This is a genomic window from Bradyrhizobium sp. SZCCT0231, from assembly GCF_018130245.1.
In the GTDB taxonomy this organism is placed as follows: domain Bacteria; phylum Pseudomonadota; class Alphaproteobacteria; order Rhizobiales; family Xanthobacteraceae; genus Bradyrhizobium; species Bradyrhizobium japonicum_F.
Genome location: NZ_JAFCKP010000008.1, coordinates 229,123 through 250,504, shown reverse-complemented (window position 1 = coordinate 250,504; position 21,382 = coordinate 229,123). Strand labels below are relative to the sequence as shown.

The following is a 21,382-nucleotide window of genomic DNA, read 5'->3' as shown; positions in this document are numbered from 1 at the left end:
TGCGCCAGGGCTCCCGGCGCCGCCCTTGCATCGGCAGGTTCCTACTTCACCGCCGAGAAGGCGGTGGGCGCCAGGATTTGGCTGACGATATTGCCGACGATCTGGCCATCCGCCTCGCTCTCGGCGCGTGCTTTCATCCAGTCCGGATCAGTCATGAACTTGCCCCACTTCGTCTCGCGCTCGGCGAGCGACCCCCACGCCAGGAAATAGGTCAGCTCCTGGTTGGATTCGCCGATCAGGGTGGTGAAGAAGCCGGCCTGCTTGATGCCGTGCTTCTCCCAGATCTTGAGCGTGGCGGTCTCGAACCGCTTCAAGAGCGCCGGCAGGCGGCCCGGCACACAGCGATACTGACGCATTTCGTAGATCATTCATGTTCCTCCCTGAACAGGTCCGGCGGTTATAGCGGCTGGTCACGACAGTGTCTTGAGCCTCGCCTGGCCGCCCCCGTAGCGTTCCGCGCATGGCTCGAGCTTCCGGCGCTGCGCCGGACTCCCGCAATGCTGCCGCAATGATCGGGCCGCTAGAAAGGCTCGGTTGCGGTTCAGGTGCCCTTACATGCGGATTTTGCTCGTCGAGGATGAAGCGGAAATGGCCGGCGCGCTGGCCTCGGCGCTGAAGCGCTACGACATGGTCGTGGACCACGCGCCAACACTCGCCGAGGCGGAGGAGGCCATTTCCGCCGACGTGCATGCCGCTGTCCTGCTCGACCGCCAGCTTCCCGACGGCGACGGCCTTGCCTTGATCCCAAAGCTCCGCGCGCGCGCCGACGGCGTGCCGATCATCGTCCTGACGGCGCGCGGGGAACTCGCCGACCGCATCGCCGGGCTCGACGGCGGCGCCGACGACTATCTGGCAAAACCGTTTGCAGTCGAGGAGCTGCTGGCGCGGCTGCGCGCCGTGCTGCGGCGGCCCGCAGGCCTCTCCCCCGAAATCATCCGCGCCGGCCGCCTCGCCTTCGACGTCGGTCACCGCGAAGCCAGCATCGACGGCCAGCCGTTCGAGCTGCCGCGCCGCGAGCTCCTGGTGCTCGAAGCCTTGGTCCGCCGCATGGGCCGAACCGTGCTGCGCTCGGCGCTGGAAGAGGCGGTCTACAATTTCGACGACGAGATCCAGTCCAACGCGCTCGACACGCACGTCTCGCGTCTCAGGCGAAAGCTCGCGGAGGCGGACGCGGGCATCGAGATCCATGGCATTCGCGGCGTCGGCTATCTCCTCAAGAAGCTGCCAGCCTGAAGAAGCTAACATGAGCAAACACGACGATCCCTATTGCCTGCGCTCGCGCCTGAGCTGGCGCCTGCTCTCGCTTCAGGCCGCGATCCTGGTTGCGCTGGTTGCAGTCGTCCTGGCCGGGCTTTGCGCCTCAGGCTTCGTGCTGGCCGAGAGGGACGAGGACCGCGTCATCGACGTCGTCCAGCGCGCGCTCACGCGCGACGCGCAAGGTGGACTGGCCTTGCGACCGACGGCCGAGCTGCAGCAGTTGCGCAGCGAGACGCCGGACCTCTGGTTCCTGGTGCGCGACAGGCAGGGTCGTTTCCTCAGCGAAGGCACCGTGCCGGCCGAATTCGCCGCGATCGGCGGCGGTCTCGACCAGATCAGCCAGGCACGGCTCGGCTGGCAGCTGTTCGAGGGCGATCCGCGCAAGCCGGCGGCGCGGATGAAGCGGGTCGATACCGATGCGGGCAATTTGCAGGTCATCACGGCGACACAAGGACGCCTGACCGGCGCCAAGGCACTGTTCACGACATCCCTTGCGTTCCTCGGCATCGCCCTGCCCGGCCTGCTCCTGATGGGAACGGCTACGTTCATTGCCACGCCAATGATCGTACGGCGCGCGTTCAGGGGGCTCGATACCGCGGCGGACGAGGCGCGGCGCATCGACATCCATCAACGCGGCGCGCGGCTCCCGATAGAACGGATTCCGCTGGAGGTCGTGCCGCTCGTGACCGCGATCAACGACGCGCTGGCGCGGCTCGATCAGGGCTATGCCCGCCACAAGCGCTTCGTCGCGGACGCCGCACATGAGTTGCGCACGCCGATCGCAATCCTGAACACGCGCCTGGAGTCACTTAGCCCCGGCCCGGACAAGAATCGCCTGCTGGAGGATGCCGCGCGGCTGGCGACGCTTGCCGAGCAATTGCTCGATATCCAGCGGCTCGACCGCTGCGGCCAGCCTTTCACGCGCGTCAATCTCGCTGCCGTTGCGCAAAGCGTCGCCGCCGACCTCGCGCCGCTGGCGATTGCCGCCGGCTACGAGCTGGCGCTCGATGCGCCGTCGACACCGGTCGAGACGATCGGCGATGCTGCGGCCCTGGAGCGCGCGCTGACCAATCTCGTGCAGAACGCGATCCAGCACGGCCCTCGCCGCGGCACGATCGGGATACGCGTCGGCAGGCCTGCAAACATCGAGGTCACGGATGAAGGCGCCGGCATTCCCGCCGATCAGCGCGAGCAGATCTTCGAGCCGTTCTACCGGCTCACGCCGCTCGATCGCGGTGCCGGCCTCGGCCTCAACATGGTGCGCGAGATCGTGCAGCTGCATGGCGGCCACGTTTCAGTGGCGGACGGCCCGGAGGGCGGCGCCTGTTTCCGGATGACGCTGCCGGAAGTGCGACAGAGCTGATTCAATTCGCGTTCGCGCCCCTTAGCGCAATGCTCTCGCAATGCGCCTCCGCAACACTGCATCCGTCTCACCTCTGATCTTTAGGAGGTGCAAACCAAGATGCCGGAGTGCGCATGCCCAACGATTTCCTTTCCTTCTTCCTGTCCTGGATGTCGTCCCCGCGTCGAGTCGGCGCTGTCGCACCATCGGGTGCGGCGCTCGCCGATCTCATCACGCGTGAGATCAGCGCATCGACGGGGCCGATTCTCGAGCTCGGGCCCGGCACCGGCGCGTTCACCTACAAGCTGCTCAAACGCGGGGTCCGGCCGCAGGATCTCACGCTGATCGAATACGGCTCCGAATTCATGAAGATCCTGCAACTGCGCTTTCCCGGCGCACGCGTGCTGTGGATGGACGCAGGCCGGCTGACGACCGAGCGCCTCTATGACGGCACCCCGGTCGGCGCGGTCGTGAGCGGGCTGCCGCTGCTCAACATGTCCAGGCGCAAGGTCATCTCGATCCTCAGCGGCGCCTTCAGTTACGTCCGTCCCGGCGGCGCCTTCTACCAGTTCACCTATGGCATGAGCTGCCCGGTGCCGCGGCCCGTGCTCGACCGGCTGGGCCTGCGTGCAAAGCTCGTGGATCGCGCCTTGCTGAACGTGCCGCCCGCCGCCGTCTACAGGCTGACGCGGCGGCCACAGATGAAGTTGATCACGGGATCGCTGGCGGCTGAACCGTCAGCGCGGGTCGCGTTGGCGCCGATGCATCACGCGCGCGACTACTCCTCCGCGCGCTGAACCGTCAGACCAGCCGGCTCTGCACCATTGCGGCCTGAATGAACGACGCGAACAGCGGGTGCGGCTCGAAGGGGCGCGACTTCAGCTCGGGGTGGAACTGGACGCCGATGAACCAGGGGTGATCCTCGTACTCGACGATCTCAGGCAGCACGCCGTCCGGCGACAGCCCTGAGAATTTCAATCCGTGCTGCTCTAGGCGGTCCTTGTAGGCGGTGTTGACCTCGTAGCGATGGCGGTGGCGCTCGGAGATTTCGGTGGCGCCGCCATAGACCTGCGAGACGCGGCTGCCGCGGTTGAGCGCAGCCGGATAGGCGCCCAGCCGCATCGTGCCGCCGAGGTCGCCCGCCTGCGAGCGCTTCTCCAGCTCGTTGCCGCGCAGCCATTCCGTCATCAGGCCGACCAGGGGCTCCTTGGTCGGGCCGAACTCGGTGGAGTTGGCGTCCTCGATGCCGACGAGGTTTCGCGCGGCCTCGATCACCGCCATCTGCATGCCGAAGCAGATGCCGAAATACGGCACGTCGCGCTCGCGCGCGAACTGCGCCGCCTTGATCTTGCCTTCGGCGCCGCGCTGGCCGAAGCCGCCGGGCACCAGGATGCCGTTGACGTGCTCGAGGAATGGCGCCGGATCTTCCTTCTCGAAGATCTCGCTCTCGATCCAGTCGAGATTGACCTTCACCTTGTTGGCAATGCCGCCATGCGACAGCGCCTCGATCAGCGACTTATACGCATCCTTCATGCCGGTGTATTTGCCGACGATGGCGATGGTGACGTTGCCCTCGGGGTTGCGGATGCGCTCGTTGATCTCTTGCCAGCTGCGCAGCTCCGGCGGAATCCGCGAGCCGATGCCGAAGGCGGCGAGCACTTCGTCGTCGAGGCCCGCATTGTGATAGGCCTCGGGGACCGCATAGATGTTGTCGACGTCGCGCGCCTCGATCACGGCGCTTTCGCGCACGTTGCAGAACAGCCCGAGCTTGCGCCGCTCTTCCTTCGGGATCTCGCGGTCGGTGCGGCAGAGCAGGATGTCGGGCTGGATGCCGATGGAGCGCAGCTCCTTGACGGAGTGCTGCGTCGGCTTGGTCTTGAGCTCGCCGGCGCTCGGAATGTAGGGCAGCAGCGTCAGATGGATGTAGACGGCATGATCGCGCGGCAGCTCGTTCTTGAGCTGGCGGATCGCCTCGAAGAACGGCAGGCCCTCGATGTCGCCGACGGTGCCGCCGATCTCGACCAGCACGAAGTCGTAATCGTCATTGCCGTCGAGAACGAATTCCTTGATCGCGTTGGTGACGTGCGGAACCACCTGGATGGTCGCGCCGAGATAATCGCCGCGGCGCTCCTTGGAGATGATGTCCTGGTAGATGCGTCCCGTGGTGATGTTGTCGGCCTTGGTCGCCGGCCGGCCGGTGAAGCGTTCGTAGTGACCGAGATCGAGATCGGTCTCCGCGCCGTCGTCGGTCACGAACACTTCGCCGTGCTGATACGGCGACATCGTTCCGGGATCGAGGTTGAGATAGGGGTCGAGCTTGCGGAGGCGGACCTTGTAGCCCCGGGCCTGCAACAGGGCACCCAGTGCCGCCGAAGCCAGACCCTTGCCGAGCGAGGAAACCACGCCGCCGGTGATGAATATGTACCGCGCCATGGGACTTAACCTCTAATCCCTCGAATACGATTCGCCAAAGCCATTCGTATTCCGCCCCAAAGATTTTGCGGGCCTGTGGGTGATCCAGAACTGAGAGTGGCAACAGTGCCTTGATGGGGATTTTTGATGCAGGACGGTAGCAGCCGCCCTGCATGGCCCCCCTGCTTTATTGCGACCGCGGCACCTGCGGGCCGCTCGGGGCCGGGGCCTGTTGCTGCTCGTCGACCTTCTTCAGCGAATCCAGGATCCCGCCCGAGGTCGGCGGCGCGATCGGCGATCCGCCGGCCGGCTGGGTCTGCGACGGCTGGCCGATGATCGACGACGGCTTGCGGTCGTAGCCGGCGTACCAGGACAGGAACAGGCTGGTGAGGAAGAAGCCGACGGCCAGGATCGCGGTGGTCCGCGTCAAAAGGTTCGCAGTGCCGCGGCTCGACATGAAGCCCGCGCCTCCGCCCATGCCAAGCCCGCCGCCTTCCGACTTCTGGAGCAGCACGGCACCGATCATGACGGCGACGATCATGAGGTGGATGACGATGACAACGGTTTGCATAATATCCTTCCGTCACAAGCGGGCGGCGCCTGACGGCGGCCGATCGCGCTTCGCGGTTTTCCTGAAGTTGCGCGGTGTTACACGATCGGGAGGGGCATTGCCACCCCCGATCGGATCCGAGCCAACGGTTTGGGTTAGCTAGGGGCAGCCCTTGGCAATGGCAAGGAAATCGGCCGCTTTCAGGCTGGCGCCGCCGACCAGCGCGCCATTGACGTTTTTCACCGCCATCAACTCGGCAGCGTTCGAGGGCTTGACCGAGCCGCCGTAGAGGATCCGCATCTTCGCACCCTCAGCCTTGAACCGGGAGGTCAGGAGTTCCCGGATAAAGCCATGAATCTGCTCGACATCCTTGGCCGTGGGCGTCAGCCCGGTGCCAATCGCCCAGACCGGCTCATAGGCCACGACCAGATTGGCAGCGGTAGAGGCGTCCGGCAGTGAGCCGTCGAGCTGGCCACGCAGGATGTCCAGGGTTTGACCGGCGTCGCGCTGGCCCTGCGTCTCGCCGATGCAGACGATCGCCGTTGCCCCGGCGCGCCAGGCGGCCTCGGCCTTCTGCCGGATCAGCGCATCGCCCTCGCCGTGGTCGGCGCGGCGCTCGGAATGGCCGACGATGATGGCGGTCGCTCCGGCATCCGCCAGCATTTCGGCGGCGATATCGCCGGTATGGGCGCCGGAGGCGTTGGGGTGGCAATCCTGGGCCCCTACGGCGACCTTCTTGCCACGCGCCTTCTCGGCGAACGCCGCAATCAGGGTTGCGGGCGGGCAAACCAGCAGGTCGGCCTTGCCAGCCACATCTGCCGCGCCATTGAGCATGGCGTCGAATTCGGCAGCCTGGGCCTTCAGGCCATTCATTTTCCAATTGCCGGCGATCAGCGGTCGGATGGCGTCGGTCATGTCAAATCCCAGCGATATGAGAGTTTGTTCTTGCGCTAGCAGAGGTGCTCCTGCAGTTCCAGATTCTTGTTTTGACGCGTTTTCTTGACGCGAACCGGGGTCCACTTCGCTGGAAAACGCTTTGGGGCTTTTAACCGCAGCTTCTCGCCGCCGCACGAGGCGAGGTTGCGGGGGGAAAGCCGCCACTTTATGATGATCTATCAATTTGGTGACGCGCTTTTGCGGAATCTGCATTAAGACGCGCTCCGTTCCCCTCCTGACCAAACAAGTTGGACCAAATGCTTCGAGGAATGCGCAAGGCCTCATCAAACTGGCTCGGCAAGACCATTATGGCCGTGGTGATGGGCGTGTTGATCGTCAGTTTCGGCGTTTGGGGCATCGCCGACATCTTCCGCGGGTTCGGGCAGTCCACAGTGGCCAAGATCGGCAGCACCGAGATTTCGCTCAACGAGTTCCGCCAGATCTACACCGACCGCCTGCAGCAGATCAGCCGTCAGGTCGGCCGTCCGCTGACGCCCGACCAGGCGCGCGCCTTCGGCCTCGACCGCCAGGTGCTGCAGCAGACCATCGCGGAAGCTGCCCTCGACGAAGAGGCGCGCCGGCTCGGGCTCGGCCAGTCCGACGAGCAGATCCGCCAGGTCATCATGAACGACCCCAACTTCAAGGGCGTCGGCGGCAATTTCGATGCCAACCGCTTCCAGGCCGTGATCCGCAATTTCGGCTACACCGAGCAGCGCTACGTCGCCGAGCAGCGCAAGGTGTCGCTGCGCCGGCAGATCACCGGCACGATCGGCGCCGGCCTGGAACCGCCGAAGGCCATGATCGACGTGCTGACGCGCTACCAGAACGAGCAGCGCGGTATTGAATTCGTCAAGCTCGACGCCGCGCAGGCCGGCACCATCGAGGCGCCCTCGCCCGAAACCCTCGCCACCTATTTCGAGGATCACAAGGTCCAGTTCCGCGCGCCCGAATACCGCAAGATCGCCTTCGTCGTGGTCTCGCCGGAAGAGATCGGCAAGTGGACCGAGGTCTCCGACGAGGACGCCAAGAAGGTGTTTGAGCAGCGCAAGGACCGGCTCGGCACGCCGGAGAAGCGCCAGATCCATCAGATCGTATTCCCCAATGCCGCCGAGGCGCAGGCCGCGCGCGAGCGGCTCGCCGGCGGAATGTCGTTCGAGGAGCTCGGCAAGGAGCGCGGGCTGAGTGCCTCCGACGTCGACCTTGGCCTCGTGACCAAGTCTTCGCTCGATTCCGCGGTCGGCGACGCCGCCTTCAAGCTTCCCGCCGGTGAGATCAGCCAGCCCATCCAGGGCGCTCTCGGCACCTCCATCGTCAAGGTCGACAAGATCGAGCCGGGCAATGAGGCCGACTACGCCAAGCTTGCCGGCGACATCAAGCGCGAGATCGCGGCCGACCGTGCGCGCGTCAAGGTCGCCGACCTCCGCGACAAGATGGAAGACGAGCGCGGCGGCGGCTCCAGCGTGATCGACGCGGCGCAGAAGCTCGGCCTCACCGCTGTGACCATCGAGGCCGTCGACCGCTCCGGCCGCGCCCCGAACGGCCAGCCGGTCGCCAACATCCCGCAGGGCCTCGACGTGGTGTCGCAGGCCTTCAACACCGATGTCGGCGTCGACAACGACGCAATCTCGTTCAAGGGCGGCTATGTCTGGTACGACGTGCTCGCCATCACGCCCTCGCGCGACCGCAATCTCGACGAGGTTCGCGACCAGGTCGAGGCGCGCTGGCGGCAGGACCAGATCGCGGCCAAGCTGAAGGCCAAGGCAACCGAGATGGTGCAGAAGCTCGAAGCGGGCGGCAAGCTCGCCGACGAGGCCGCCGCCGTCGGCACCAAGGTCGAGACAGCGATCGGCTTCAAGCGCGACGACTCGCCCGCCGGCGTGCCCGGCACCGTCGTGGCATCCGCCTTCCGCACCGCCAAGGATGGCGTCGGACAGACGGCCGTAAGCGGCGGCAGCGAGGTGATCGTCTTCCGCGTCACCGACATCGTCGATCCCGCGGTCGACTTCGCCTCCGACGCGGTCAAGAAACTGAAGGAGAGCCTCGACCGGGCCCAGACCGAGGAGCAGGTCGCTTCCTACGTCAACAAGCTTGAAACCGACATCGGGACCACCATTAATCAGGCCGCCTTCGCGCAGGTGACCGGCGCGAACCAGTGAGTTGAAAGCACGCGATGGACGACCTGAAATCGATCATTGGAAAAGTGGCGACCGGCGCCAGCCTGTCGCGTGACGAAGCTGCTTCCGCCTTCGACGCCATGATGTCCGGCGAGGCCACGCCCTCGCAGATGGGCGGCCTCTTGATGGCGCTGCGGGTGCGCGGCGAGACCGTGGACGAGATCACCGGCGCTGTCGCAGCGATGCGTTCCAAGATGCTGACCGTGACGGCGCCGCCTGACGCCGTCGACATCGTCGGCACCGGCGGCGACGGTTCCGGCTCGGTCAACGTCTCGACCTGCGCCGCCTTCATCGTCTCGGGCGCCGGCGTGCCCGTGGCCAAGCACGGCAACCGCGCGCTGTCGTCGCGCTCGGGCGCCGCCGACGTGCTGGCCTCGCTCGGGGTGAAGATCGATCTCAAGCCCGAACAGGTCGGACGCTGCGTGCGCGAATGCGGCATCGGCTTCATGTTCGCCCCCGCCCATCATCCCGCCATGAAGAATGTCGGGCCGACCCGGGTCGAGCTCGCGACGCGCACGATCTTCAACCTGCTCGGTCCCCTGTCCAACCCGGCCGGTGTGGAGCGGCAGATGGTCGGCGTGTTCTCCAGGCAATGGGTGCAGCCGCTGGCGCAGGTGCTGAAGAACCTCGGCTCTGAATCCGTGTGGGTGGTGCACGGCTCCGATGGTCTCGACGAGATCACCCTCACCGGCCCGACCTTCGTCTCCGCGCTCCACAATGGCGAGATCCGGAATTTCGAGGTGACGCCGGAGGAAGCCGGGCTCTCGCGTTGCGAGGCCGGTGCGCTCAAAGGCGGTGACGCCGATGCCAACGCGATCGCGTTGCAAAGCGTGCTCGACGGCAAGCCGAGCCCCTATCGCGACGTGGCGCTGATCAACGCCGCCGCCGCGCTGGTCGTGGCCGGCCGTGCCAAGGACCTCAAGGAAGGCGTCGCGATCGGCGCCCGCTCGATCGACAGCGGCGCGGCCAACGCGAAGCTGAAGCACCTGGTCGCGGTCTCCAACGGCTGAATTGCGCATGTCCGACATCCTGACCAAGATCGAGGCCTATAAGCGCGAGGAGATCGCGGCAGCGAAGCGGGCACGTCCGCTCTCCGCCTTGGAGGCGCAAGCCAATGCCGCCTCCGCGCCGCGTGGCTTCCTGCGTGCGATCAAGAGCAAGCTTGCCGCTGGCGACTACGCGCTGATCGCCGAGATCAAGAAGGCCTCGCCCTCCAAGGGTCTCATTCGCGCCGATTTCGACCCGCCGGCCCTCGCAAGAGCCTATGAGGCGGGCGGCGCGGCCTGCCTTTCGGTGCTGACCGACACGCCGTCGTTCCAGGGCCATCTCGACTTCATGGTGGCGGCGCGCGCGGCAACGTCGCTGCCGGTGCTGCGCAAGGATTTCATGTTCGACACCTATCAGGTGGTCGAGGCGCGCGCGCACGGCGCCGACTGCATCCTGATCATCATGGCGGCGCTCGATGATGCCGCTGCCAGGGATATCGAAGACGCTGCCATCGCCTGTGGCATGGACGTGCTGATCGAGATCCACGACCGCGCCGAGCTCGACCGGGCGCTGAGGCTGCGGTCGCCGATGATCGGCGTCAACAACCGCAATTTGCGCACCTTCGAGACCACGCTAGCGACCAGCGAGGCGCTTGCGCCGCTGATTCCCGGCGACCGGCTGATGGTCGGCGAGAGCGGCATCTTCACGTCGGAAGATCTCGCCCGGCTCGAGCGCGTCGGCATGTCGACGTTTCTGGTCGGTGAAAGCCTGATGCGGCAGGCCGACGTCACCGCGGCGACGCGCGCGCTGCTCGCGCGCAAGACGACGGCGCGCGCGACGGGCACGCGCTGACATGGCGCGTAAGCCAGCCGAGACCAAGTCAGCCGAGACGAAGCCGGCCAAATCCAAGGCCGGCCCCGCCCTCACCCATATCGGCGCCTCCGGCGAGGCGCGGATGGTCGACGTCACGGACAAGCCCGCGACCGAGCGGCTCGCGGTCGCCGAAGGCCGCGTCGTCATGACCAAGGCGACGCTCGACCTGATCGTGTCCGGCGACGCCAAGAAAGGCGACGTGCTCGGCACCGCGCGCATCGCCGGCATCATGGCCGCCAAGCGCACCTCCGAGCTGATCCCGCTCTGCCATCCGCTCGCGCTGTCGAAGGTCACGGTCGACATCGAGCCGGATGCAGAACTGCCGGGTTGCCTCGTTCGCGCCAGCGTGAAGGTCACGGGCCCGACCGGCGTCGAGATGGAGGCGCTCACGGCCGTCTCGGTCGCCTGCCTCACCATCTACGACATGATCAAGGCGGTCGAGCGCGGCGTGCGCATCGAGGGCATCCATCTGGTCGAGAAGCTCGGCGGCAAGTCCGGCCATTACCGCGCCTGAAGCGACTTACTTCAGTGACTCACCTCCCGCGCCACCGCGCATCGCTTGCTTTTGCGCGCGGTCATTCACGTTGCGTTAACCGCACTTCCTAACTTTACCTCCACACCGTCCCCGTAAACCAACGGATGTTCTCGGGCTCATGGATTGATCCTGAGGTGTGCGCGGCAATGATCCAGCATGAAGATGAAATTCGGCAGTCGTCTCTTTGACCAGGTCTTCGTGCGCAGCGGACCGATCCGCTGGCTGGTGGTGGGCGGCACGCTGCTGATCGCGGCCATCGCCATAGGTTCGATCCTGATGGCGCAGAACTTCCGGGAGCGGGCGCTGCGCAGCTCCGGCCGCGAGCTGGAAAACACCGTGCTGCTGCTCACTCACCATTTCGATCAGCAATTGCAGGACTTCGCGGTCATCCAGAGGGATTTCGTCGACCACGTCCGCGCGGCCGGGATCACGACCGGAGGGGACTATCGCAAGCGCCTGTCGGGCGAGGACGTCCACCGGATGCTGCGATCGAAGATCGAGGCGCTGCCCTACATCGGCGGCGTCAACATCATCGATGCCGAAGGCAACCTGATCAACTCGTCGACGGCGTGGCCGGCTCCAAAGGTCAACGTTGCCGATCGCGCCTATTTCCGCACCTTCAAGTACGATCCTTACTCGCCCGACGTGCTGATCGAGCCGCTGCATAGCCGCATCTCGGGCGCCTGGACCATCCTGATCGTCCGCAAGATCGTGGGACCGGACGGCGAGTTCCTGGGCGTCGTCGGCCGCGGCATCGAACCCGCCAACTTCGAGAAATTCTTCGAGTCCGTTGTGCTCGGCGAAGGCGCGACGATCTCGATGTTGCATCGCGACGGCACGCTGCTCGCCCGCTATCCCCATTCCGGCGATTTGATGGGACGGAATTTCAAGACCGGTCCGTTCGAGCATCAGAGAGTATTCGGGCTCGATCATTTCGCCGGCCGTTTCACCAGCCCCGTCGACGGCGAGGACCGGCTGATCTCCTCGCGTGCCCTGCCCCACTTCCCGATCCTGATGATGGCCACCACGACGCGCGCGGCGGCCCTGACGGACTGGCGCGAGCAGATCGGCATGCTGATCTCGGTCGCCGGCGCTTCCGCGCTCGCCATCGCAGGCGTGCTGATCGCGGTCGTGCGCAAGCTGCTGGAGCAACACCGCGCATCGCGCGAACGGCTGACGCTGGAGAAGCTGCGGCTCGACCGCGCCGTCAACAACATGACGCAGGGCCTTTTGCTGTTCGACGCCGAGCGGCGGCTCGTGGTCTGCAACCAGCGCTACATCGAGATGTACGGGCTGGCGGCACAGATCGTGAGGCCCGGCTCCAGCTTCCACGACATCATCGCCCATCGCAAGGCAACCGGTTCGTTCACGGGCGACGTCGACGCTTACGTCGCGCTCGTGCTGAAGGACGTCCACGTACGAAATTCCATGGTGATCGACACCTCCGATGGTCGCTCGATCCAGATCCTCAACGAACCGCTCGCGGACGGCGGCTGGGTCGCGACCCACGAGGACATCACGGAGCGCCGTCGCATCGAGGAGCGCATCACCCACCTCGCCCATTACGACGCACTGACGGACTTGCCCAACCGTGCCATGTTCCACGAGCATCTGCGCGAAGAGCTGGCCGCGGTCGGCGGCGGCGAGCAGATTGCGGTGCATTACATCGACATCGACGAGTTCAAGGGCGTCAACGATGCGCTCGGCCACCTCGTCGGCGACGAGCTGTTGAAATCGGTCGCGGCGAACCTCCGCCGCTGTTCGGGCCCGGCGGACTTCGTGGCGCGGCTCGGCGGCGACGAATTCGCCATCGTACAGAGCGCGGTGACGTCGCTGGACCAGGTCAACGAGCTCGTTGCGCGGATCTTCGAAGCCATCCGCGCGCCGTTCGACTGCATGGGCCATCATCTCACCGCCGATGCCAGCATCGGCATTGCGCTCGCGCCGGAACACGGCACGGCGTTGGACCAGATCCTGAAGAACGCCGACATGGCGATGTACGCCGCCAAGTCCGCCGGGCGCCGCACCTACCGTTTCTTCGAGCCGGACATGGACGCCAAGGTCCGCGAACGGCGCCAGCTCGAGAGCGACCTGCGCCACGCCATCGCCCAAGGGGGTCTCGAAGGCGGGCTCGAGGTCTATTACCAGCCCTGCCTCGGTCTGAAGGACGACCGCATCACCGGCTGCGAGGCGCTGGTGCGCTGGCGCCATCCCGAGCGCGGCTGGGTCTCGCCGGCCGAATTCATCCCGATCGCCGAAGACACCGGTCTGATCAACGAGATCGGCGAATGGGTGCTGGCGACCGCGTGCCGCGACGCAGCAAGCTGGCCCGACGACATCCGCCTCGCCGTCAACGTCTCGCCCGTGCAGTTCAAGACCGGTACGCTGGCGCTGAAGATCATGGCCGCGCTCGCCGCGTCGAACCTGCCGGCGAGCCGGCTCGAGCTCGAAATCACCGAGGCGGTCCTGATCCGCGACGACGATGCCGCGCTCGCGATCCTGCACCAGCTCCGTGCCATCGGCGTGCGCATCGCGCTCGACGATTTCGGCACCGGCTACTCGTCCCTGAGCTATCTGCACCGCTTCCCGTTCGACAAGATCAAGATCGACCGTTGTTTCGTCGACGACATCGCCCGCCCCGACGGCTCCGCCAGCATCGTTCAGGCCGTCGTCAATCTGGCGGCCGCCCGCCGCATGACCACCACAGCCGAGGGCGTCGAGACGGAGGAGCAGCAGCGGCTGCTCCGCGCGCTCGGCTGCTCCGAGATGCAAGGTTATCTATTCAGCGCCGCCAGGCCTGCCGACAAGATGCTGGAGCTGTTCGCACTGCATCGCAGCCGGCTCGCCCGGCGCGAAGGCAGCGAGAGCCGCCGCCGCGAGGCGGGCTAGGTCGGACCCCGGTTGTCGGCGCAACGGCATTCCCAGAAGCTTTCCTCCAGGCAGACAACGCAGGTCTGCTCGAGGCGCTCCTTCAGCGCTTGTCGTGCGCGGTGAAGCCTAACGGTCAGGTTGTTCACGGTCACGCCAAGGTCAGCGGCAACCAGCTCCCGGGGCTCGCCGCCGAGATCGACCCTTCTGATGACTTCGGCATGCTCCGGCTTCAGCAGGGACAGATGGACATGGAGACACTCGCAGACCGCGGCATTCGTCGCGGCGTCCTGCTCGGCCGCCAGACGATCGTTGAGCTCATGCGGGAACGGCATCTCCCGGGCCCTGCTCCTTGATGCCTGGCGGTGGAAGTCGGCGATGGTCGTCGCCAGAACCCTGCTCAGCCAGCCTCGAACCGAGTCCGCATCGCGAATGTCGCCGGACCGCTCCAGTGCGCGCAACATGAATGCCTGGAGCACCTCTTCCGCTTCGGCCCGACCGGCAAAGCGTCGCTGCAGATAGCTGCGCAGGCGATCGTAGCTGCCGACGAGCGCGGCACGAACGACCGTGTCCTGCACGTCCAGGGAATCCGCTGCCTGTACCGGCAGACCCTCGTTCGGCGATTTCATGACCTATCGTCCTTGCATGCCATTCGGCAGATCGCTTCGTTGCAGCGAAATTCGTCGGATCGCGCGCGGACGCGATCCGCGGAGGCAGCAGCTCCCGTATGAGAGTCGTGAGAGATCGTCGCTGTGGTGCTCGCCCGGCGACCTCGCCTTGCCGCGAGCCAATGATCGCCCTGTCGACGTTCTTCCGCTCGACGCGCAGCGTCACGCGAGTGCCTCGCGCATCGCCATCATCCGCCGGGTATGGCACCCGTCACAGACGTGTCGATCCGCGCTCGGACCTGGAGCGACGCAGTACGGTCTTCGGGAGCTATCTCAGGCGATGGGGGGCCGATAGTGGCGGCGGAACGTGCCTTCGTCGCCGATCACGTCCGGCTGCGCTTCGCAGCGCGAGTGCGGGGACACGAACTTCGCGATCCCGGGAGCTTGGGGCGGCACGGCGCTGAAGCACAGCACCGAGCCGCAGCAGGCCGCGTGCCGATCGCCGGGCTCGTCCTGGTCGTTGTCACAATCTCCGTCCATCGCAACCTCGTGCAAATGCACCGCCGATCCGGCATTGATTCGATCGTGCGCATGCGTGGGCTGCTCGCACGGTATCGACGTGAGGGGGGAGATCGAAATCGCAAGAGACGGCGTCATCGACGCAAGCAGATAGGTCATGGCGACAAGCCATCCCCACCACCTTCGCCTTGGCTTTGTCGAGCCAATCATTCCTGCACCGCTACTTGCCCTGAAAAATATAACTCTGGTTGTACCGCCGGCCAATAGAAAACGACGAGCCAGCCATGCAGGACAGACGCCACATTCGTCCCGCGGAATCTTTTGGCTTCGGCAAGGGCATCGGCCGTCGGCGGCCCAATTGCAAAACAGATCATGAATATTTTTCGCCGGCCCTGTAATGTCGGAGGCTCGCAAGCGTCGCCCTTGCCGGTCAATGGTGCTTCATCCAGCCGACGCTCTTGATGTCGTTGAACGAGTCCGTCATGTGGCACAGAAAGCATTGATCGACCGATGCGTGCTCCTGTCCTGCGATCGTCCGATCCATCATGAAGTGGCCCATATAGTGGCTCGGCGGCGCCTGATGGCATTGGGCGCAGTCCTTCGAGGTTGGCGAAGGATGCAGGAAGCCCGCGATCCTCCAGGACGCGAGCGCATGGCAATCCGCGCATTCCCGTCCAAACAATCCGCGGTGCGGCTCCCGGTTGCTGTGACAGTTGGCGCAATCAAGCGCGGCCTCTTCCGGCCGGTCGAACTTTGGCAGACCGAGAAATTCGGTCAGGTCGGATCTCAGTTGATCGGCCGCGGTCCGGTCGAACACCTTCTTGCCGGAGGCCGCCATCGTGGCTTGCGGCAACGACGCATGGTTCATCCTGATCGGCCGCAAGTCGCCCGCGTGCTCGCGATGGCAGCCCGAACACTGGCCACCCGCCACGGCGTGGAACGCCGTCGATTGTTTGGCAAGATCCGCGGCCGAAGGCGCATGACAAGTGATACAGGCGGCCGCCTCGACGCCTTTGACCGGCGTATGGCAGCTCTCACATCTGTCGGACAGAAATGCATGCTTCGCGGACAGCGGCCCGGGACTAACGAGCCTCGTCCAACCCGGAACGATCGCGGGGTTGCCCTGGTACAGGGCAATCGATGCGGCCGCCGCACTTGCGACAGCCAGCGTCGCGACCACGACGTAGAGCAGGCCCCGAACTGTCACGCGAGCCACCGCAGCCCATAATAGACCTCGGTCGCCACGTGCACCGCGAGCAGCGCGTACATGACGATCGCCGCCAGGACATGCAGCCCGATCCACTGCATGAAGATCGCCTTGACCGCCTCGTTCGATCCGATGGCCGATTCGAGATCGGAAATGCCATCGACGAGTTGCAGCAGCGGCAAGTCCTGCAACGCCAGTGCATGAATCCCGGCCCCGTCTCGCTGATCCCGATCGGGCGACGACGTCGCCGCTGCCGTATGCTCATAGGCCGACCTCAAGGTCGCCAGATGCGACTGCTGCTGGCGCAGCTCCATCGCGGTCTGCGGCAGGTAATAGCGCCCGACGAATCCGGTGACGACGACGATCAGCATGCTGGTCAGCAGGGCGATCCCGAGCGGACTCTGGAGCTTGTGCCCGGTATGCAGCAGCGCGAGGAATGCCGCGACGATCCCGGCATAGGCGTGAAACGCCAGGAGCGTCGGCATCGACACGCATCGCGTGACGAGGGCCTTGAGCCTCGTGCTGTATTTCGTCATGGGATAGGCGAGAAGGAGGATCGTCAGCGCGGCCGCACTCGCGCCGAGGACGAAGCCGGCCAGGCTTCCGGCAAACCGGCTGTCGGAATGAAGCAGGAAAGCCGGCACCACCAGCAGCAGGGCCGCCAGAACGGCGTCGGCGATCAGGCGCTCTCTCCCGTTCATCATGTCAGGCCTCGACGACCAGGTCCCCGACCGATCTCGCCTGGCAGGCCAGGATGAGACCGTTCGCCTTGTCCTCTGCGGTCAGGGCGTCCTGAACCTCCATCGTCGCGTTCCCCTGCAACAGATGCGTCTTGCAGACGCCGCAGACCCCCGCCCTGCAGGAATAGTCGATCGCAACGCCGGCGCTCTCTGCGACCTCCAGCACGCTCTTGTCCGGCGGCAGCGCCGCCACCTTGCCGGATTTGTCGAAGCGAATGGTCGCCGTTGCCGGACCGACTGCTGCGGCCCCACGGTTGCCCGCTTCTCCTTCCGGCATTTGCGCTTCGGTGGCGGCCTTGCCGGGCGGTGGAACGGCGCCGCGGGCCGGCCCGAAGGCCTCGGTCTTGATCTGCTCGCCCGGCACGCCGAGGCCGATCAGGGTTTTCCGAAGTGCGTCCATCATTCCGGGCGGACCGCACAGATGAACGCGCCGCTTCGCAAGATCCGGCACCGCCTGCGTCAGGAATTCGGCCGTGATCTGCCCCTCGCGCCCCATCCAGGACGTGCCTGCGGCCCGCATCATCGTGGCCGCGACGTGCAGATTGTTCATCCTGCGCTGGAGATATTCCAATTCGTCCCGGAAGATGAATTGCTCGGTCGTCTGCGCGCCGTAGACGAGGTAGATCTGGCCGGGCCATGCGATGTCCGAGAGGTAGCGGATCGCCGCCATCAGCGGCGTGATGCCGACGCCGCCACCAATCAGGACGACGCTGTCGGCCTCCGTGCCCGTGAACGTAAAGGCGCCGGACGGGCCTGTGACCTCGACGAGGTCCCCCTCCTTCAGCTGGCCATGCATGTAGTCGGACAGCAACCCGCCTTCTTGGCGCTTGATCGTGGTCTCGACATAGGCGGTCTGGGCGGCGGACGAGGCGATCGTGTAGGAGCGCCTGACCGTCTGTCCGTCAATCTCGATGGCATAGGTCAGGAACTGCCCGGGCAGGAACGTAAACGGAATCGCACCACCCTCCGCCGCCTGCAGACGGAAAGTCTTCACATCAGGCGTCTCCTGATAGATCGCGCAGACCCTCAGCTTGCCTTTCCAAGGGCCGCTCGCCGCGCCGTGCTGCGGTCGGCGGTCTGTGCCCCGCGAAGCTGTCGTACCGCCGCTGTCGTTCGACGGGCCGGCAGCTGGCGTGGTTACAAGTGGCGTGACCACAGCCGGAGCGACTGCCACGCGCGTCAGCCGGTCGACGAGCGCGTTCGCCCGGCGCATGCGCGCGACGTAGACGGCGAGCATCCCCACTGAGAACAGCGCCAGCAGCGCCATGGTGGCGACGTGAAACCAGGAGATTCCGGTCGCGCCGTCATCTACATCCATGGTGCTTCGGGCAGGCAGCAGGTTCATTTGCGACCTGAACCAGGCCTGCGCGATCTGCTGCGGCGGCTTGCCTTCGTGAAGCGAACGCAGTGCGACCACGCCGCTCTGGACCGCGTTCAGGGACTCGCGAAGCCGGCGCGAGGCCTGATCCGCGGCAACGATGTCGCCGCCGGCGATAGCGTGCCGCAGGTCCATTCCAGCACCCGCCAGGCGATCGGCCTCAGCGCTGATCCGCGCCCGCGCCTGTCCCTCCAGGCTGCTCCTCTGCTCGGCGGACAGCGCCGGCATGTCCATCAATGCTGGATAGAACGCCCTGCGCGGCCGGCCCATCATGCCGTCCATTCCGCCCATCATTCCGGCGCTGGCAGCGCCGGGCGACTCGCCCGCCGCATGACCGTCGCTCGGACCTGCCGATCCCTCGGGCTTCGGCCTCGCCTCGCCGCCGGCTCCGGCGGGATGGTGCGCCGCGTGATCGCCCTCTGTCTCCGCTACCCGCCAGCGATGGGCGAACTGCCCGCCCGCATGCGTTACGCCGCGTCCGACCTCAGACGCCGACGCGGCCATCGCGACGAGCTGGCTCGCCAGGATGCCAAGCGCAAGCAGGCCGGAGCGACATCGAAGGGACGGACCGAACATGGTCTTGCATTCGCGTCGGGGGTCAGAACGATGCGATCAGAGGCAGCAGGATCGTATCCGCGGTCTGCTTCTGACTTTCGTTCAGCGAGGCGTAGAGCCGCGTGAAGGCCAGGCGAGCCGATTTGATCGCCTCCAGACGCTCGGACAAATGCCGCTCGTAGTGCTCCAGACGGTCGGCACTGCCGAGCCTGTCATCCATGACGAGCATCTTGCGCGCTTCCAGGAGGTGCTGCCGGCTCGACCGCAAGGCGTCCGCGACGCCGTTCCATTCCGCACTCTGCTTGTCGCTGATCTGCAGCTCCGCCTTCAGAAAAGCGATCCGCCCTTCGAGCCGCTCGGTCACATCCGACGGACCGCTCATCGCGCCACTGCCGCCGGATGAACTCATCTGGCCGCGCATCATCTTCTCCATCATTTGCATCATCGGCATCATCGGCATCATGCCGGAGTTGTCCTGGCAGCCGGCACCCTGGCAGTCCCGCATCTGGCCTTGCGGCGACATCTTCATCTTGTCGTCGTTCATCCGGCCGCCGCCCATGCTTTGAGATTGCCCTGCTGGTTGGCCCATGTTCATCTTGCTGCCGGAATCCGCGGGATCCGGCATCTTCGACATCTTGTCGTCGTCCATCATCGCGATCTGGGCAGGACCGGCGGCATATGCCGGCGACAGCCCGACGGGCCCCAGGACGAGCACGGCGAAGACGGCTGCGCTCATGACGACATTTCTCGAACGGTTCATGTTCATTCTCCAGGTTTGATTCGAATGGTCATCTGATCGTCGAGGTCGGCGATCCGGCGGTGCGGCGCGCGGCGGTCAGGCGTTATAGACGCGAAGCGTCTCCGGCTCTTACGCGCGGAAGTGCCATGCAGCTTGATGGTCTCTTCCGCGAAGATCAGCCCGGACGTCATCATTCGCCCGCCTCCTGGGCCGAGCGGCTCCTGTCGACGCCCTTCGACCACGTCCGGTAATAGGCAATGATCGTCATGATCCAGAGACCCGCCGCACCGACCATCAGCTGGGCCCATAGTCCCTCGGACCCGGACTCGAGCACGAAATGTGCAACGAAGGACAGAAACAGGCCGGCGCAGAACACGGACAGCGACTGCTGGCCGCATCTGATCAAGGGTTGCAGCAACGGCGACTTGAGACCGGGCCAGTCGACCGGGATGAGCCAGACGACGACGAGCACCAGGCTCGCCAGATGGATGACGCGATAGGGACCGAGATTGGTCTTGTCGTTCGGAATGAAGATCGCGGCAAGGCCTTCAGGAACAGAATCGCGCAGTCCCGGGATTCGTTCGGCCAGCGTCACAACGAGCGCAAAGAGCAGGACGGCACAGCTGAGGGCGAGCGCCGTGCGGGACGACAGCAGCCAGCGGCTCGCGGCCGCCCCTCCCAAGGCCAGCCAGGCTCCGAATACGAAGAGCAATTGCCAGGCGAACGGATTGAAGTACCAGACACCAGCCGGATAGGACGGCAAATTCCATCCGTAATGGCGGGCTGCCAGATAGAGACCAAGCGAGCCGATCATCACCGCATTGCGCCAGCGCAGCATGAACCAGAGCACGACTGGAAACGCGGCCATCAGCACGATGTAGAGCGGCAGCACGTCGAGATTGAGCGGCTTGAACTTGAGGATCAGGCCCTGTGCCAGCGTCTCGACCGGAAAATTCATCAGCGGCGCGACGTTGAACTGATCCATCAAATGAAGATCGTCGAACCTGTGCGCGAGGTAGTGCACCGCGGTGAGATAGACGAAGAACAACAGCAAGTGAGCGACATAGAGCTGCCATACCCGCCGCAGCAGCCGGGTTGCTCCGATGACGAAGCCACGCTCCATCATCATCGAGCCGAACACGAAGGTCGCGGTATAGCCGGAGATCAGCACGAACAGATCGGCGCCGTCGCTGAAGCCGTAGTTGCGCGTCGTGAACCAGACGAGCGCGGAATCCGGAATGTGCCCGAGAAAAATCAACCAGTTTGCCAGGCCGCGAAACAGATCGAGGCGAAGATCGCGCCTCGGCTTGACCAGCACCGATCTGATCGTGATCGTCTCCCAGAGCCGACGGCGCAACAGAAGCACAGCTTGCAGGGGGCGACCGGGGGCGTGAATAGTCTCTTCAGTCAACGGCGCGTTCTCCATCCTTACGATCGGCCTTTCGGATCGCAACCTCGTCGCCGCTCATTCGCGCCGGCACGCTAGGTCGCGTCATTGCCGCCGGTTTGACGGACATCAAACCCGATCGACGCACCAGCAAAATCTTTTTGTGATTCAATCGCGTAATGAATCGAGATGGATCTCGTCGCCGAGCGGAAGGTCACCTGCCGATGACTACCTGGCCCGCCGAGCGACGTGCTTAAGGGCATTGCACGAGGTTACGATTTCGCGCGTCGGCTTAAGAATTTTTTTCTGTAAGAA

General features: G+C 65.3%; 20 protein-coding genes. 8 read left to right on the top strand and 12 right to left on the bottom strand.

The window, feature by feature from the left end; genetic code table 11:
- Positions 1 to 41 precede the first annotated feature (41 nt).
- Positions 42 to 368 carry an NIPSNAP family protein gene (locus JQ566_RS20730; RefSeq protein ID WP_212374985.1) on the bottom strand — a complete coding sequence of 109 codons (327 nt, stop codon included), beginning with the start codon at positions 366 to 368 and terminating at the stop codon, positions 42 to 44.
- Between the two features lie 187 nt (positions 369 to 555).
- Between JQ566_RS20730 and JQ566_RS20725 the strand changes: the two genes are divergently transcribed.
- From JQ566_RS20725 to JQ566_RS20715, 3 genes are all read left to right on the top strand, one after another.
- Complete coding sequence (locus JQ566_RS20725; protein WP_212374982.1) at positions 556 to 1,233, top strand: response regulator; 678 nt, start codon at positions 556 to 558, stop codon at positions 1,231 to 1,233.
- Positions 1,234 to 1,243: 10 nt separating this feature from the next.
- Positions 1,244 to 2,620: a sensor histidine kinase gene (locus tag JQ566_RS20720; RefSeq protein ID WP_212374981.1), complete on the top strand. Its 1,377-nt coding sequence runs from the start codon at positions 1,244 to 1,246 to the stop codon at positions 2,618 to 2,620.
- Between the two features lie 113 nt (positions 2,621 to 2,733).
- Positions 2,734 to 3,396 (top strand): class I SAM-dependent methyltransferase, encoded by a 663-nt coding sequence (locus JQ566_RS20715; protein ID WP_212374979.1) that lies wholly within the window; start codon positions 2,734 to 2,736, stop codon positions 3,394 to 3,396.
- A gap of 4 nt (positions 3,397 to 3,400) precedes the next feature.
- Here JQ566_RS20715 and JQ566_RS20710 read toward each other — a convergent pair whose 3' ends face one another.
- From JQ566_RS20710 to tpiA, 3 genes are all read right to left on the bottom strand, one after another.
- Positions 3,401 to 5,032 carry a CTP synthase gene (locus JQ566_RS20710; protein ID WP_212374977.1) on the bottom strand — a complete coding sequence of 544 codons (1,632 nt, stop codon included), beginning with the start codon at positions 5,030 to 5,032 and terminating at the stop codon, positions 3,401 to 3,403.
- A gap of 166 nt (positions 5,033 to 5,198) precedes the next feature.
- On the bottom strand, positions 5,199 to 5,582 hold the full coding sequence (gene secG, locus JQ566_RS20705; protein WP_212374975.1) for a preprotein translocase subunit SecG: 384 nt from the start codon (positions 5,580 to 5,582) through the stop codon (positions 5,199 to 5,201).
- 138 nt (positions 5,583 to 5,720) lie between these two features.
- Positions 5,721 to 6,476: a triose-phosphate isomerase gene (tpiA, locus tag JQ566_RS20700; RefSeq protein ID WP_212374973.1), complete on the bottom strand. Its 756-nt coding sequence runs from the start codon at positions 6,474 to 6,476 to the stop codon at positions 5,721 to 5,723.
- A 278-nt stretch (positions 6,477 to 6,754) separates the two neighbouring features.
- On the opposite strand from tpiA, the gene JQ566_RS20695 reads away from it, so the two are divergent.
- The 5 genes from JQ566_RS20695 (at position 6,755) to JQ566_RS20675 (ending at position 13,955) form a co-directional block, all read left to right on the top strand.
- Positions 6,755 to 8,653, top strand: coding sequence for a peptidylprolyl isomerase (locus tag JQ566_RS20695; RefSeq protein WP_212374971.1), 1,899 nt, complete (start codon positions 6,755 to 6,757; stop codon positions 8,651 to 8,653).
- A gap of 14 nt (positions 8,654 to 8,667) precedes the next feature.
- Positions 8,668 to 9,681, top strand: a complete 1,014-nt coding sequence (gene trpD / locus JQ566_RS20690) for an anthranilate phosphoribosyltransferase (RefSeq protein ID WP_212374969.1) — start codon at positions 8,668 to 8,670, stop codon at positions 9,679 to 9,681.
- Positions 9,682 to 9,688: 7 nt separating this feature from the next.
- Positions 9,689 to 10,510 carry an indole-3-glycerol phosphate synthase TrpC gene (gene trpC / locus JQ566_RS20685; protein ID WP_212374968.1) on the top strand — a complete coding sequence of 274 codons (822 nt, stop codon included), beginning with the start codon at positions 9,689 to 9,691 and terminating at the stop codon, positions 10,508 to 10,510.
- Between the two features lies 1 nt (position 10,511).
- Positions 10,512 to 11,045 (top strand): cyclic pyranopterin monophosphate synthase MoaC, encoded by a 534-nt coding sequence (moaC, locus tag JQ566_RS20680; RefSeq protein ID WP_212374966.1) that lies wholly within the window; start codon positions 10,512 to 10,514, stop codon positions 11,043 to 11,045.
- Between the two features lie 177 nt (positions 11,046 to 11,222).
- Positions 11,223 to 13,955 (top strand): bifunctional diguanylate cyclase/phosphodiesterase, encoded by a 2,733-nt coding sequence (locus JQ566_RS20675; RefSeq protein ID WP_212374964.1) that lies wholly within the window; start codon positions 11,223 to 11,225, stop codon positions 13,953 to 13,955.
- On the opposite strand, the gene JQ566_RS20670 is transcribed toward JQ566_RS20675, so the two are convergent.
- From JQ566_RS20670 to JQ566_RS20635, 8 genes are all read right to left on the bottom strand, one after another.
- Positions 13,952 to 14,563 carry an RNA polymerase sigma factor gene (locus tag JQ566_RS20670; RefSeq protein ID WP_212374962.1) on the bottom strand — a complete coding sequence of 204 codons (612 nt, stop codon included), beginning with the start codon at positions 14,561 to 14,563 and terminating at the stop codon, positions 13,952 to 13,954. The two genes, JQ566_RS20675 and JQ566_RS20670, sit on opposite strands and share 4 nt — an antisense overlap.
- Positions 14,564 to 14,875: 312 nt before the next feature.
- On the bottom strand, positions 14,876 to 15,220 hold the full coding sequence (locus JQ566_RS20665; protein WP_212374961.1) for a hypothetical protein: 345 nt from the start codon (positions 15,218 to 15,220) through the stop codon (positions 14,876 to 14,878).
- A 271-nt stretch (positions 15,221 to 15,491) separates the two neighbouring features.
- Entirely contained in the window at positions 15,492 to 16,241 is a 750-nt protein-coding gene (locus JQ566_RS20660) for a cytochrome c3 family protein (RefSeq protein ID WP_349643341.1), read from the bottom strand.
- A 23-nt stretch (positions 16,242 to 16,264) separates the two neighbouring features.
- The gene (locus JQ566_RS20655; RefSeq protein ID WP_212374959.1) at positions 16,265 to 16,972 is read right to left on the bottom strand and encodes an iron reductase; all 708 of its coding nucleotides are present in this window, start codon (positions 16,970 to 16,972) and stop codon (positions 16,265 to 16,267) included.
- 1 nt (position 16,973) lies between these two features.
- A complete protein-coding gene (locus tag JQ566_RS20650; protein WP_212374957.1) occupies positions 16,974 to 18,962 on the bottom strand; it encodes an FAD-binding oxidoreductase in 1,989 nt (662 codons plus the stop codon).
- Positions 18,963 to 18,984: 22 nt separating this feature from the next.
- Positions 18,985 to 19,701 carry a Spy/CpxP family protein refolding chaperone gene (locus JQ566_RS20645; protein WP_212374955.1) on the bottom strand — a complete coding sequence of 239 codons (717 nt, stop codon included), beginning with the start codon at positions 19,699 to 19,701 and terminating at the stop codon, positions 18,985 to 18,987.
- 2 nt (positions 19,702 to 19,703) lie between these two features.
- Positions 19,704 to 19,874: a hypothetical protein gene (locus JQ566_RS20640; RefSeq protein ID WP_212374954.1), complete on the bottom strand. Its 171-nt coding sequence runs from the start codon at positions 19,872 to 19,874 to the stop codon at positions 19,704 to 19,706.
- Complete coding sequence (locus JQ566_RS20635) at positions 19,871 to 21,091, bottom strand: OpgC domain-containing protein (protein WP_249139624.1); 1,221 nt, start codon at positions 21,089 to 21,091, stop codon at positions 19,871 to 19,873. The genes JQ566_RS20640 and JQ566_RS20635 overlap by 4 nt, the downstream gene beginning before the upstream one ends.
- Positions 21,092 to 21,382: the final 291 nt, after the last annotated feature.

Bases quoted from the DNA above. Each gene is read 5' to 3' on its own strand.
- JQ566_RS20650 (WP_212374957.1), bottom strand. From the start codon at position 18,962: ATGTTCGGTCCGTCCCTTCGATGTCGCTCCGGCCTGCTTGCGCTTGGC.
- JQ566_RS20710 (WP_212374977.1), bottom strand. From the start codon at position 5,032: ATGGCGCGGTACATATTCATCACCGGCGGCGTGGTTTCCTCGCTCGGC.
- JQ566_RS20655 (WP_212374959.1), bottom strand. From the start codon at position 16,972: ATGATGAACGGGAGAGAGCGCCTGATCGCCGACGCCGTTCTGGCGGCC.
- JQ566_RS20715 (WP_212374979.1), top strand. From the start codon at position 2,734: ATGCCCAACGATTTCCTTTCCTTCTTCCTGTCCTGGATGTCGTCCCCG.
- JQ566_RS20645 (WP_212374955.1), bottom strand. From the start codon at position 19,701: ATGAACCGTTCGAGAAATGTCGTCATGAGCGCAGCCGTCTTCGCCGTG.
- trpD (WP_212374969.1), top strand. From the start codon at position 8,668: ATGGACGACCTGAAATCGATCATTGGAAAAGTGGCGACCGGCGCCAGC.
- JQ566_RS20670 (WP_212374962.1), bottom strand. From the start codon at position 14,563: ATGAAATCGCCGAACGAGGGTCTGCCGGTACAGGCAGCGGATTCCCTG.
- JQ566_RS20695 (WP_212374971.1), top strand. From the start codon at position 6,755: ATGCTTCGAGGAATGCGCAAGGCCTCATCAAACTGGCTCGGCAAGACC.
- JQ566_RS20720 (WP_212374981.1), top strand. From the start codon at position 1,244: ATGAGCAAACACGACGATCCCTATTGCCTGCGCTCGCGCCTGAGCTGG.
- tpiA (WP_212374973.1), bottom strand. From the start codon at position 6,476: ATGACCGACGCCATCCGACCGCTGATCGCCGGCAATTGGAAAATGAAT.
- JQ566_RS20730 (WP_212374985.1), bottom strand. From the start codon at position 368: ATGATCTACGAAATGCGTCAGTATCGCTGTGTGCCGGGCCGCCTGCCG.
- JQ566_RS20640 (WP_212374954.1), bottom strand. From the start codon at position 19,874: ATGATGACGTCCGGGCTGATCTTCGCGGAAGAGACCATCAAGCTGCAT.
- JQ566_RS20665 (WP_212374961.1), bottom strand. From the start codon at position 15,220: ATGACCTATCTGCTTGCGTCGATGACGCCGTCTCTTGCGATTTCGATC.
- secG (WP_212374975.1), bottom strand. From the start codon at position 5,582: ATGCAAACCGTTGTCATCGTCATCCACCTCATGATCGTCGCCGTCATG.
- JQ566_RS20725 (WP_212374982.1), top strand. From the start codon at position 556: ATGCGGATTTTGCTCGTCGAGGATGAAGCGGAAATGGCCGGCGCGCTG.
- moaC (WP_212374966.1), top strand. From the start codon at position 10,512: ATGGCGCGTAAGCCAGCCGAGACCAAGTCAGCCGAGACGAAGCCGGCC.
- JQ566_RS20675 (WP_212374964.1), top strand. From the start codon at position 11,223: ATGAAGATGAAATTCGGCAGTCGTCTCTTTGACCAGGTCTTCGTGCGC.
- trpC (WP_212374968.1), top strand. From the start codon at position 9,689: ATGTCCGACATCCTGACCAAGATCGAGGCCTATAAGCGCGAGGAGATC.